The organism is Cellvibrio fibrivorans (assembly GCF_031457055.1).
GTDB lineage: Bacteria > Pseudomonadota > Gammaproteobacteria > Pseudomonadales > Cellvibrionaceae > Cellvibrio > Cellvibrio fibrivorans.
This window is the reverse complement of the sequence record NZ_JAVDVX010000002.1, coordinates 341902-354937: the sequence shown is the minus strand read 5'-3', so window position 1 is coordinate 354937 and position 13036 is coordinate 341902. Positions and strand designations below refer to the sequence as shown.

Genomic DNA, 13036 nt, shown 5'->3' with positions numbered 1-13036 from the left:
TTATGGTCAACATGACCAGTTGTCACCCCTTTCCTTCGACAAATCCAATTAGAATCACACACTCTCGGCTATCGGATTGATGTGTCGCTATTTCTTACAATCTCTGCAGAAGCCTAGCATATAAGAGCCAATCGGGTCATTGCATATATTATTCGCCGAACCAGGAAATCACCTCTAGCCCTAAAAAGAGGTGCGCCGATACTCCCTATACTCAGGCTGCCAAAAATTCTTTTCGATTTTTTCATCAATAACTTCGTGAGGTATCGGCAAGGCTACCCCATCGGCTATCGCCTGCAAAATGACCGCTCTAGCAATCAATTTGCTCACCTCTCTGATGTCACCCAATGGCGGCAACAAAGCCCCCGCCCCGAACTGAACAGCGGGCGATGCATCAGCCAATGCTTTGCTCGCAGTCATCATCATATTATCCGTGATGCGTGCTGCCTTGGCAGTGATAACTCCCAGACCAATGCCCGGAAAGATGTAACTATTATTGCATTGGGCAATCTCAACGAGCTGCTCCCCCATGTGAACGGGTGGAAATGGGCTGCCGGTTGCAACCATTGCCTTACCGGATGTCCAACGCAGAATATCCACCGGCTGCGCTTCTGCCTGTGAGGTTGGGTTTGAGAGTGGCAATATCAATGGCCGCTCGCAATTTACCTGCATTGCTTCGACAACCGCCTTGGTAAACAAACCCGCCTGACCGGAAACTCCAATCAATACCGTAGGCCGCGCATTGCTCACCACATCCAATAAATTGATGGCGCCATCAATGCGGCTGTGCGCCAATGTCCAACTGCTCACCACATCATCAGGAGTACAAAAGGGAATCTGGAAATCAAATAAATCCGGCATATTGCGCTGTAACAATCCATCGCGGCTAATCAAAAAAATCTTACTGCGCGCTTCCGCATCGCTCGCGCCTTCTGCTTTCATTTGTTTAACGATTTGATCTGCAATTCCACATCCAGCCGAACCTGCACCCGCAAACACGATGCGCTGATCTCTTAGCATTTCACCTTTCGTTTTACAGGCCGCAATCAAGGTACCGACCGCAACAGCTGCAGTACCCTGGATGTCATCATTAAAACAACAGAGTTGATCGCGATAGCGATTCAACAGTGGAGTCGCATGGTCCTGTGCAAAATCCTCAAACTGCAGCAGCACATTTGGCCAGCGCACCTTAACTGCTTGCATAAACTCATCGACAAACCGGTAGTAATCATCACCTGTGATGCGCGGGTGACGCCACCCCATATACATAGGGTCATCCAGCAATGCTTGATTATTGGTGCCTACATCGAGCGTTACGGGCAATGTATAGGCCGGGCTGATACCTCCGCAGGCTGTATAGAGCGCAAGCTTACCGATAGGAATACCCATACCGCCGATGCCTTGATCACCCAACCCTAGGATACGCTCGCCATCGGTAACGACGATCACTTTGACATTTTGTTTAGTTGCGTTTTGCAGCATATCCTCGATTCGGTCACGATCAGGATAGGAAATAAACAAGCCGCGTTTGCGTCGGTATATTTTGGAAAACTGCTGGCAGGCTAACCCTACGGTAGGGGTATATATCAGCGGCATGATCTCTGTGAGGTGATCAGTTACCAGGCGGAAATACGCTGTCTCGTTGGTATCTTGAATATTGCGCAGATATATATGTTTATCGATCGGTGATTCAAATGAACAGAGCTGCTGGTAAACCCGCGCTTCCTGCTCTTCAATTGTTTCAATGTTATAGGGCAGCAAACCCTCGAGATTAAACTGCTGCCGCTCACGCTGGGTAAAGGCACTGCCTTTGTTTAACAGCGGTGCTTCCAGCAATGCAGGACCAGCAAAGGGAATATAAATAGGACGTTTTTTCGCCATGGCATTCACTGACAAATTCTGTGGATATAGTGCAACCATAGCGCAATTGCAGTCGAACAACCAGCAAAGGAATAACAATTATTATTTTGTCCATAGTGTGGGTAAAATGCTTAGCATTTTTACTTACTGGTGAACCGATATGACTCTCAATACTTTTTTTGCGACACTTAACTCAGCACCAGACACGATCCAATTTAGCGATACCATTGCCGTTATCGAGGCCCATTATGAGTTCACACCTACAGTATTCCAAAATGGATCGATAAAAAATGAAGCCGGGCAAAATTCAGGCTCTTGCAAATTATTTTCGTTTGCTAAATTACACGAATTAACCGAACAGCAAACACTCGCCTGCTTTGGCGATTATTACCGCGTCGATGTATTACAACATCCCGATGCCCAAGATCATCAAAACATTCGCAATTTTATGCAATATGGTTGGAGTGGTATTCAATTTGATAACCAAGCATTAACTAAAAAATCTTAAGCAATTAATCATGTGGACACAAAAAGAATTCAGTTTAACTGCTCGCACCCGGGGCTTTCATTTGATTACCGATGAAATCTTGCGGCAGTTACCTGAGCTGGCGAGCTATAAAATCGGCCTGCTGAATATTCTGCTTAAACACACATCCGCATCGCTAACCATTAACGAAAATGCCGACCCAACCGTGCGCAAGGATTTTGAAAGCTTTTTTAACCGCGCAGTGCCACAAGATGAGCCTTATTACTTGCATAACGATGAGGGTAGTGACGATTTACCCGCACATTTAAAAGCCAGCATTCTTGGCGCCAGCGTCAATATTCCCATCACCAATGGACGTTTAAACCTGGGAATCTGGCAAGGAATTTATCTTACACATTAGTTGCCATATTGACATTACTACACATAAGTTTGATTATCACCTGACAATACCTCAATCTGTCGGGTCACCCACTTTGGCACACCTCGAATCCTACGCAGCGCTACCTTACATCCGCATCGACGGAGACTGGGCTCCGCGCGAATCCAGTAAACCTAAGACCAAGTACACCATTTTCTGGTCTGATGGCTCGCTGTGGATGGAGGCTCATCGTTACTTGGCAGAAAAGCGAGTAAAGTCTCCAACGATTCGTAGCAATGCTTACGATTTAAAGGCCTATGCAGATTGGTTGGAGGAAAACAATCTTCACTGGCTCCACTTTCCCATTAAACGCGAGGATCGCTGCTTGGAACGATTCCGCGGGCATCTTATAAATACCTCAACTAAGACAAGCTCATTAGCTTCGCGACGAATAAATGCAGTCGTCAACTTCTACAAATGGGTCAAGGCGAGAGGATTAATAGATAAACAGCTTGAGATGTGGGCTGACCAGCAGATTGCAGCTACATATTTCGACCAGACAGGCTTCAATCGCACGTTAAGTGTGTGGACAACCGACCTAAGAATTCCACACCGAAAGGCAAACATCACTAGTGTCGAAGACGGCTTAATGCCACTCTCTACCGAAGATAGGGATACCCTGTTGAGGTATTTGAAGCAAAATTCCAGTGAACAAAACATAATTTTACACGCCATGTTTACTCTGGGGTTCTTCACAGGAGCGCGCATCGGATCAATAAGGACACTTCGGATTGAAAATCTTAAAAGCGCTATAGTAGATCCGACTTCCATCTCAATCGGTGAGCACCCAGATAGTTTCATACTACTAATTGCTGCCGGACCGGGCACAGGGATCGATACAAAATTCGATGTCCGAGGTTACCTCCGCTTTCTGAAACCAGTACACGAATTCATACTTGAGTATGCTGAAACAAATGTCACTAGGCTTAAACGTCAAGCCAAAGCATCAAAGGCAAACAAGTCTTTGGTGTTTCTGACAAAAGATGGAAATCCCTACAGCGAAGCAAGCATCAACACAGCTCTTTCCGATTTAAGAAAGGCTTTAGTTCGAGACAACTTGACGCAGTTTCATGACCTTAAATTTCACCAATCCAGGGCAACCTGTGGAACCGAGCTTGCGCGTTTATATATGAGCGTAAGTGACGCAAATGCAATTGAGCATGTTAGAGATTGGTTGATGCATAAAAATGCAAGCACAACTTGGAAATACGTAAAGTTTTTAAAAACATCCAAAACAGCAAGAAAGGTGAACAAAGAGTTTACCAATCAGTTCTTAGGCCCAAACTTTTTTTAGTGGAGTGAAACGAACTTGAAGAAGCCGGAGCATCTAAAAATCAAAGAAATTGAAGGTGCATGGACCGACCTCAGTCGCTGGCTCATTAAAGGAGGAGCAGCGACAGAATCCCGATGGTTTTATCGCGATGCAACAGCTGAAGCTTGGCATGGCATTATTAAAGATCGCTTACCGTTCGTAGAAGCAATTAAGGATCTTTTAAACCTCGAAATTACGCGGGGCACATCACACGCATCAATCTACACCTACTATCACATTATCAATAAATTTATAAAATGGATCGATGTAAATGATATTCAGCTATCGGTGGAAGATAAGGCGTTAGAAACAGTGTTCCTGGCATACGATGAGTACAACTATTCTCAGGCATACGTCAAAAAGGATATCAAAGGTATAACGGCCTATAAAAACGTTCTCGATTTGAGCCAATATATATCCGACATATTGGAAAGACCCCCTCACCTGCTACTGAAATATCAATCTAAGACGATCAAATCCTATAAGGCTCCTCGTAAGACACTTATCAGTCGTGCGGCAGAGAAGCAGAGCTTAGGGGACGCAAGAATACTTGGACATTACTGCGTCGATATTTCTAACGCCATTACTGTTGAGTCGATTCATGGCCAACTACCAATAGCCCTAGACATACTGAAACCTGATGGTTCAAGACATTCAATTAGAATGCCATCTGGACTAACGGGACTGCTCAACCATCAAAACAACGTCATATCGCGAAAGGCTGTAACGCTTTGTAAACCAACCACAACGATAGATATGTTCAGAGGGAGCTTGATAAGAATTCGGCTGCTTGCTGAGATTGTGATCTTCGTATATCAAACTGGCATGAGTATGTCACAGGCTACCCAGATTGAACGAAAAGGATTTACCTATAAGCTACAGGGAAACAATGATTGGCTTGTGACATGCTACAAGGGGAGAAAAAAGGGGCCCGTCAAATTTACGATTTATAAAGAGTATCGAGAGCGATTTAAGAATTTAATAAAGTTTGTCGATTTTTTTTATCCTGAAGATTCTAAACTTTTCCCTGTCCTCTATAAGAGCACCAATAATGGCAGCGTGAACTACGGAGTGCTCAAGGCACAAGCAAAACAGGATGGGATCCCATGGATTCCACCGAGGGTGACTCGCAATACTCGTGCAAACTTTTTAGATCGCATGAGTGGTGACCCAAATCTGAGTGCTGAGATGAGCCAGCACACACGAGAAGTATTTAAGCAGGCGTATGAAAGGCCGTCACAGCAACGCGCTATGACTGCACTGACGAAATTTTGGAATAAAAAACCAGTTAGTTTGATAAACAGCGGTTGTAACGCGCAACCTGAATCCACACACGACAGACCATCAGGAGTAATTAACCCCAACTGCATCAATGAATCTGGTTGCCTGTGGTGCAAAAGCCATCGCGACATCGATTCCGAGGATTATGTGTGGTCGCTTACAACTTTTAGATACCTAAAAATTATTGAAGCTGCTCAACCAGTAAAACGTGCGATACCTGCAGACCTGGTTATTAAGCGACTGTCGGAAAAGCTGGACGCCTTCAGAGAACGCAATACGCGATCACAACAATGGGTAATTGAGTCTCTTATTCGCATTGAAGAAGGTGTCTATCACCCAACATGGAAAAACATCATTCAATTCTGGGAGTCCAGATGAACGCCTCAACTCTTCGATTTTGCGACACCCATATATCATTAATAGCTTCAGAGCTTTGCAACTACCAGCCAATAACTTACCCGCCACCAGATGATTTTTATGTTTCTGTTGACTCTGACGGCAAACCACTTTCCAAATATTGTGATGAACGGTGGGATTTTCATGCCTATAGCCGTTCTTCCTTTAATTTCAATATTCAGAAGCTTACCCCAAAAAACAAGGATCTTCTCAAGCAGGTTACATTTCTATATCTGTACCACATGCCTTTGTTTCCAGGAACGGTAAAATCAATTCAATCAACATTCAAATTGTTGAGTAAGCTTTGCAAATTTGCAGACTTACACAACATCACCATTAATCAAATTTACCGATTTCCGCGCTTGGCAAGCGATCTTATAGATTTTCTTTCACCACCACAGCACAGAAGAGTGCTTGGGATTCTTAATGCCTTATTGAGAGCGGAAAATGTTTTGGGTTGGAAAATTGCTGATGTTGCATTCATCGAAAAATTAGTTCAACTCCAAATCTCTCATATACCAGTCCAAAACGCTTATATACCCCCACGTATTTGGATGTCGCTCATTCGATCAACCGAACTCGTGATGGACGCATTTGAAATGAAGCAAGCCGCTTTTGCAAAGGCTTGGACATGGGTGCATGACGCGTATCGACACAACATTGAAAATGGTCACTCTCAAAAGAGCCCATTCGTAAATGCAGGGCGGGACACTAGCGTCAAGGGTCAAATGAAACCATCACGAGCCAAAAGACGGATTTATCGAGGAGGAGCAACAGTATTTTTTGAAGACTATGGAATAGCTGATCTCTTAAACCGATGGGTAGGCTATATACCTACTCAGAAATACGAATTACAAGCGCTCTCTGTCTATGCAAACCTCGTAAGGGATTGTGCATTCACGTTTATATTGGCACACAGTATACAGAGGCTCGGTGAAGGGCTTTCCATGCGTTCGGATTGTTTTATCGAGGACGATGACCCAACTCTCGGTAAGGTAGCGTTGCTGGCGGGTGAAACAACAAAAACTGATCCTGATAGTGATGCGCGCTGGGTCGTACCAACTTCAGTCGAACGCGCGGTCAAAATTCTTAATTTCTTCTCACGCTTGCGGTTAGACACTACGTTCAAAGTCGTCCCTCAAGATGTTCAAATAAATCCATATCTAATGACAGGCAAGATAGAACATTGGGGTTCGGGCACGAGCTCTATCAAAGTATACCAATGGGACTTAGGTAAGTTCGTAGAACTCAATCCGTTAGCATTCCCTGAAAAGGAATTTATAATTACTAAAGACGACTACAACATCGCATACCAGCTTACACCGACGCTAACGGAGAAATTATGGTTCAAGGTCGATGGCAGCTGGTCGTTTAACGCCCATCAACTAAGACGGACCTTGGCCGTAAATCTGTTTGCCTCAAACGTACCAGATGAAATTATACAGTGGATGATGAAACATAAAACCGTTTATCAAAGTTATTACTATGGACGTAATTACACGCGCCTTATAACGAATGCCAACGCTAGTGATGCAGTTACTGTCGAGGCCAATAGGTCAGCAGTACGGGAGTTAATTGAGATAGCTGAAAACAGTATTGGTGACAGCGTTCACGCCACAGGAAAAAATCTAATCGCAGTGAACACGCTCAAACTTATTGAAGATCGCGATTACAAAAAGCTGGAGGAACTCGCAAAGAGCGGCGAAGCATCTTGCCGACGCACCCTACTTGGTTTTTGCATGACTCAATCTTGTGAGTACGGCGGGGTTGAATCGGCAGTGCATTGCGCCGGAGTGGATGGAAAAGGTCCATGCAAAGATGCGGTGTTTTCCAAGCGAAATGAAAAGGGACTTAAAGCGTTATACGACGCCAACGCCATTGAGTTAACAAATCTTATAAAGAACACCCCTCGGCACTCAAAACTCAAAGCCGAGAACGAAGCTATTGAGGTCTACTTTCATGCCACGTCCCAAAAGTGTTGAAGCAGAAATGCGTGCCGCATTTGAGCGACTTAAGCTCGATGAACCAAAAAACCTACCTAAAGGCACCCGCGTGTCATTAACCAACGTGGCGAAAGAGGCTGGCATGCTGCCAGTAAGTCTACGAATGGATCGATACCCAGATTTACATAGAGAGATTACTGCGTACTCGGAGATTCATTCGACCTCTACCGAAAAGGGCAAACCCAAGAAATCAAGACAATCGGATTCAAAACGCATACAGCGACTTCAGAGTCAGAACGAAAAGCTTTTGAATATCGTAAATACACTAATCACCCTTAACGAAGAACTGGTACTAGAGAACGAGATGTTGAAAGAAGGCAAAGTAACTCGCTATACGCCATAATTTCGGGCTGAAATATTCAATTGATGAGCTTGGCATGATTTAAAACGTGCCCATCTATCAGGCTTCTACTGGCAATTTAATAATGAGGATCTGAGAAACCGCTCGAATACCGTGTCATCAGTTAACTATCTAGCGCCAGCAACTGCAAAACTTCTGTTAATAAGGCAATGCTATTCATCCCTGAAGATTGGCCTCTGACCAGATGTTTAGCACGGAAACCAAATTTAGTAGGTCCCTCGCAGTCGGCCAGTGATGTATCACCAATGAAGAGGATTTGCTCTGGTATTAATCCAGTATCCGTTAGAATCGACTCGTACATTTCTATGTCAGGTTTTATTGCACCAATTTCATAGCTGAGGTGCCGGGTGAAGTTAAATTGCGGCAATAGCTGGTCAATCACCGCGCCGTAGGGTTTTGCCAAATTAGAGCAAATGGCCAGAGGAACTCCTCGGCTGGTCAAGAAATCTAGGGTTGGTAGCACATCATCAAAGAGAGTCAGGCCGGCTAACTCTTCCTGAATTTCTTGATGTAATTGTGTGAGCATATTGGCAGGAGGAAAAATCCCAAGTGTTGCCAGCAACTCACCGCAATCCTTGTCTACCGTCATCAATTTTCGTGCGTCATCTGGTTTTGGGCTGCGCCCCTGCTCCCTAGCCCAAAGTAGAATCTTTCGGAAAGGATGATGCTTAATCCCAAACTGAACCAATGTCCCATAGAGATCAAATACAATTAATGCTGGGAAAGTATTCACTGTGAATCCTGCCGTTGATTTTTAGAGCGAACTCCATTTTGAGGCGAAGTAACTCTGTCTCATATGATCCACAGCAAACAAATTTAGTTATGCTTGGTTATGGAAAATCGTTTACTCGTCTGATAGTTGCCATCGTTCGCTCTTTTGCGGCCAGTCAGGCTGTATGAATTTTTTTCTGCGCTTACTAACATCAGCATCGACGTTTAATACCGCCTTACTATTAAGCAACTCCTTCATTGCCTGCTGAAAGTCAGTTGGATAAAGGTCACTCTCTTCCAAAAATCTAGCGAAACGTTCGTTATCAATTAATAAGGGGGTGCGTGTTAGTTTTGTTAGCAAAAATACTTTTGCGGAAAGGCGATTGTCAGTTACAGGAATACACTGTGTTACGTCATCCTCAGCCGCAAATAAGTCAGTAATAGGAGCAGCGTCAAACTGTTTTAGCAGCAAAGTTTCGTTATGCGTTATACGCTGCACAGAGATCATTTTCTCCGCCGCTTCCTTAAAGACAATGATACCTTTCGGATGTCGCGTCAGGTAAACAAGAAAGTAAAGTAATTTATTGGTGCCGGGTCGATTGATGGGAATATACGTAGACCTACCGAGATAAATCGAGTTTATATTCTTTTGATACTGGGAAAGAAATGCCCGCTGGCGATCAAAAACTGTTTCACAGCCATTATAATTAGGTTTTGTACCCAACAGTTCAATCATGTCCGGATCATGTTTTTCGATTCCAGTAGCTCTGTTGGCAAAGTCGTACATTAGGTTGATAAGAAATTCTGTTTTGGGTCGCTCTAATAACAACCTCATTGTCGTTGCACCAATAATATTTTTCCAGCCTTTAGGGTCAACAAAAAAGAAGGTGAAATGATCTTGTGTCCATTCGACTATATGGGGTATTAGTTTGGTGTAATCACCATGCATACAAGCAACTGTAATAGCAGGATCTCGATGTTTATCTAAAAATGCCTGCAGACGTGAAAATGCCTCATTGTCTTTTTCTATATAAAGCGCTCTGAATTTAACATCTCTTTTGAACGTTTTTTTGAAAATGGCTACACTTTTCCTCATTTGCGCGATGGATATACCAATAGATGTATCTGTTAACGCTTCATTTTCGTCTGACCAAGGACCAGCAAAACAATCCACATAGTTAATAACAATTTCAGACTGGCCAATAATCATGAAAAGACGCTCAAGATACGTTTTCAATATGGTGTGCTTTAAAAAGGCTTGGGGTCTACCAATATATTCCTGGGGCAAAAGCACTAATTATCTCCTTATGTAATTAAAAAAACAGTTGTTTTTGATTGTATCTGAGAATATCAGAAGGCCCAATCTGGTTAGCACTTCGGCGAGTTCCCCCATCTTTTGTCACAATCATTAATTCTTTATTGTCTATAGAAGACTGAAGTGCAGCTTTGATTTCTATTGTTGAGGCGGGCGTCAGGCTGCCGATATTGTCGGTCAGCTGTGAAAATGGCATTTGTATATTGCAATTGTCCAATAGACGGGGAATGGATTCTGACAGGCACTCAATACAGCGCTCTTTTGCTTTTGATCCAAAATCGAATACTTCTCCAAAATCAAGCGTGATTTGGCCTGCTGTTTGAGTAGCTTGGTAGCCCAGTGTAAATATACCTTCACCCAAATGATGCTCAAACCCTGCACTGGTATTAGAATGTTTCCAATGAAGGCCCATCATGACATCCCGAGCAATAAATTTTTGCGATAAATGCACCAACCAATAGCACCATCCTTTTTTAGGCTTTATAAAAAACAAAGTCATGTGGTTTGCGCCAGATCCTTTTAGAATGGCATTTGCCAACTGCTCTTGAATAGCGTGTTGCCACATACCTGCCTCCTTAAAAAGCGCCAGCCGATTCCAGTCGATATATTGTGAAAGATTGATATTTTCGAGTGCTTTTTTATTAGTCGAATTCTCTGCCAGAAAACTTTGCAGAGTGTCGAAATTAAAGGTCAAAATAACCTCGCTGGCGGTACTAGAAAAAATATTTCTAATAATGCTGAACGGAACATCTTTATAGGCATATTGATCAAGAATAAAAATAGCACGCATACCCTTATTGCGCTGTTGAATTCGCTTGATCACATCAGTAGCTACTTGATCAAATTTTTTGTTATACAGATGTATTTTTGAACCAAGTAAATGCGCAAATTCCGACAAATGTAGTTCTTGCCGCAGGAAGTCGAGATGGGGAGCATCTTTTTCAATGAAATGATACTCAGCATCAATAGAACGAGGCTTCCGTCTACCGATATTGAGTAGTGCTTCCGCCTCTTGGATTGATTTCAAGATCAGAAAAGGAGAACCATCGGTTGTCTCTTCGCGATTGAATGCGCGGTATTTTCCTCCACCAGCAAAGCCATCTACAACGGTGAGTGGCAATCGCTCAATCGTAGCATTTGCCATATACACTTCAACATAGCGCTTTAAATAATCGGCTATGATGAGATGTTTAGTTTCGCTATGTTCGTCAAGTTGCGGAAGTTCTGATCCAATTTCCCAATCATATTTTTTATTTTTATGGCTCACACGGAGTTTCCTTTTCCTATTATTTTAAATGGCAACGACTGGAATCATATCCCACACTTGGCCTTGTAATTGTCGGCCATTTGCACTTTTATTACGCTTGACGCCATCTTGCCCCCAGGAGCCCCACTGTTTGAAGAAGAAATCAATTTCATTGCGCTGACATTGATCTCGCAATTTTAGTACCCAAGATTCTTCCATCGGCCTGGCTTTAACGCCCGATTCACCGCCAACAATAACCCAGTGGATACCCTTGAGAGAAAAGCGCCCCAAATCCTCTAATAACGGCTCAATAGACAGAAACCGGGTTTTGGCTTTGATGGCTTGCAAATAGCCGATCCGAGGAATTCCGTACTTTTTATCCTCGACAGAAACACCCAGCCAAGCATTATCAGGTACCTGTCTAGTCTGGAAATAATCATTCATTCTTTCCGCGCGTTTGGTCAGAATTTGATAGGCATGCTGTGGTGTCGCACGGATAGTGTCAAATATGCGATCAATAAAATCATAAGGCACCGCCTCATGAAATAAATCGCTCATGGAGTTTACAAAATAGATGGTCGGCTTCCTGCGATGTAGAGGCTGATCCAATCGTTCATACATCAGCGTAATGGTGTCAAAGCCAAGTTCGTAACCCGGAGCTCCCATTGCCTTCAATCGCTTTGCCATTACCTCCGCGTAGCAATATTTACATCCGGGAGAAATCTTAGTGCAGCCCGTAACCGGATTCCATGTTTGTTCGGTCCATTCAATTTTACTGTTTGTAGCCATAATAGATCTCCGTGAATCACGTCAGTGTAATTGCCCGCAGCCGGATCATCAATTGGCGTGTAATGGGATATTATTCAGGCTGCGAAAGCTGACTTAAAGCATCAAAAGTTGTATTACCGTTAATTCGGTTCTAATACTCACTAGCAGGGTGACAATAGAAGCGCCAAATCGCAGACATCAAGCCCCACTCGAACCATGCATCAAACCACTTCTGCATCGCCTACGCCTCTCTTTAGTACTTCAGGCAGCTTTTAAATCCCGCGTGTATCTGATGCCCTTAATGCTTATCATTATATGAAATGCTACGACGACCTGAACCACCGAAAGAGAACCAATCACCGCTGGGATCATTTACGGAAAGAGACCATCTCGACCACAATATTGGCCAGGCACCATCAATAGATGGTGCACTTTTCAAAAAGAGCTTTCGTTGCGTAAAGCTAATCGTCTATTTCAGCTGGTGAATTTAATTCGTCGCCAGCAACCCGTCTCTGCAGCCAAACTCGCCGAACAGCTACAGGTGTCTGTGCGCTCGATATACCGTTATATCAACGACCTTTCGGTTACAGGAGTTCCTGTCTATGCGGAGCCGGGTCTTGGGTACCGTCTACAACCGGGCTTAGAGCTACCGCCATTGCATCTATCGCCTGAAGAATTAGATGCGTTACAACTCGCGGTGAGCTTTTATCGCGCGTAACCAGGCGAGAGATGGCAGGCGCGGCGCGCAGTCTTTCCGCCATAATTCTCGCCAGTCTGCCCGACGAGCGCCGCTACAACAGTTGTGCAGGCACCAAAATAGAATCATTTGATAAATGAATGCGCTTACTAAAATCGTAAGAATCTCTGCACCATAAAAAAGG

General features: G+C 43.8%; 12 protein-coding genes. 7 read left to right on the top strand and 5 right to left on the bottom strand.

What is annotated here, in order from left to right; all coding sequences use genetic code 11:
* Positions 1 to 180 precede the first annotated feature (180 nt).
* Positions 181 to 1878, bottom strand: coding sequence for an NAD-dependent malic enzyme (locus J2X05_RS06340; protein ID WP_310070191.1), 1698 nt, complete (start codon positions 1876 to 1878; stop codon positions 181 to 183).
* Positions 1879 to 2017: 139 nt separating this feature from the next.
* Here J2X05_RS06340 and J2X05_RS06335 point away from each other — a divergent pair, with 139 nt between their 5' ends.
* From J2X05_RS06335 to J2X05_RS06310, 6 genes are all read left to right on the top strand, one after another.
* Entirely contained in the window at positions 2018 to 2365 is a 348-nt protein-coding gene (locus tag J2X05_RS06335) for a HopJ type III effector protein (RefSeq protein ID WP_310070189.1), read from the top strand.
* Positions 2366 to 2375: 10 nt separating this feature from the next.
* Complete coding sequence (locus J2X05_RS06330; RefSeq protein WP_310070187.1) at positions 2376 to 2744, top strand: secondary thiamine-phosphate synthase enzyme YjbQ; 369 nt, start codon at positions 2376 to 2378, stop codon at positions 2742 to 2744.
* A gap of 73 nt (positions 2745 to 2817) precedes the next feature.
* Positions 2818 to 4056, top strand: a complete 1239-nt coding sequence (locus J2X05_RS06325; protein WP_007640824.1) for a tyrosine-type recombinase/integrase — start codon at positions 2818 to 2820, stop codon at positions 4054 to 4056.
* A gap of 15 nt (positions 4057 to 4071) precedes the next feature.
* Positions 4072 to 5733: a hypothetical protein gene (locus J2X05_RS06320; protein ID WP_007640822.1), complete on the top strand. Its 1662-nt coding sequence runs from the start codon at positions 4072 to 4074 to the stop codon at positions 5731 to 5733.
* On the top strand, positions 5730 to 7733 hold the full coding sequence (locus J2X05_RS06315; protein WP_151030862.1) for a hypothetical protein: 2004 nt from the start codon (positions 5730 to 5732) through the stop codon (positions 7731 to 7733). The genes J2X05_RS06320 and J2X05_RS06315 overlap by 4 nt, the downstream gene beginning before the upstream one ends.
* Complete coding sequence (locus J2X05_RS06310) at positions 7711 to 8097, top strand: hypothetical protein (RefSeq protein WP_050976986.1); 387 nt, start codon at positions 7711 to 7713, stop codon at positions 8095 to 8097. Before J2X05_RS06315 ends, J2X05_RS06310 begins: the two co-directional genes overlap by 23 nt.
* Positions 8098 to 8218: 121 nt before the next feature.
* Here J2X05_RS06310 and J2X05_RS06305 read toward each other — a convergent pair whose 3' ends face one another.
* The 4 genes from J2X05_RS06305 to J2X05_RS06290 form a co-directional block, all read right to left on the bottom strand.
* Complete coding sequence (locus J2X05_RS06305) at positions 8219 to 8848, bottom strand: HAD family hydrolase (RefSeq protein ID WP_310070181.1); 630 nt, start codon at positions 8846 to 8848, stop codon at positions 8219 to 8221.
* 111 nt (positions 8849 to 8959) lie between these two features.
* A complete protein-coding gene (gene tcmP / locus J2X05_RS06300) occupies positions 8960 to 10120 on the bottom strand; it encodes a three-Cys-motif partner protein TcmP (RefSeq protein WP_007640815.1) in 1161 nt (386 codons plus the stop codon).
* A 19-nt stretch (positions 10121 to 10139) separates the two neighbouring features.
* On the bottom strand, positions 10140 to 11408 hold the full coding sequence (locus tag J2X05_RS06295; protein ID WP_007640813.1) for a three-Cys-motif partner protein TcmP: 1269 nt from the start codon (positions 11406 to 11408) through the stop codon (positions 10140 to 10142).
* A 24-nt stretch (positions 11409 to 11432) separates the two neighbouring features.
* Positions 11433 to 12176, bottom strand: a complete 744-nt coding sequence (locus J2X05_RS06290) for a phage Gp37/Gp68 family protein (RefSeq protein ID WP_040391652.1) — start codon at positions 12174 to 12176, stop codon at positions 11433 to 11435.
* A gap of 430 nt (positions 12177 to 12606) precedes the next feature.
* On the opposite strand from J2X05_RS06290, the gene J2X05_RS06285 reads away from it, so the two are divergent.
* The gene (locus J2X05_RS06285) at positions 12607 to 12873 is read left to right on the top strand and encodes a helix-turn-helix transcriptional regulator (RefSeq protein ID WP_007640809.1); all 267 of its coding nucleotides are present in this window, start codon (positions 12607 to 12609) and stop codon (positions 12871 to 12873) included.
* Positions 12874 to 13036 lie beyond the last annotated feature (163 nt).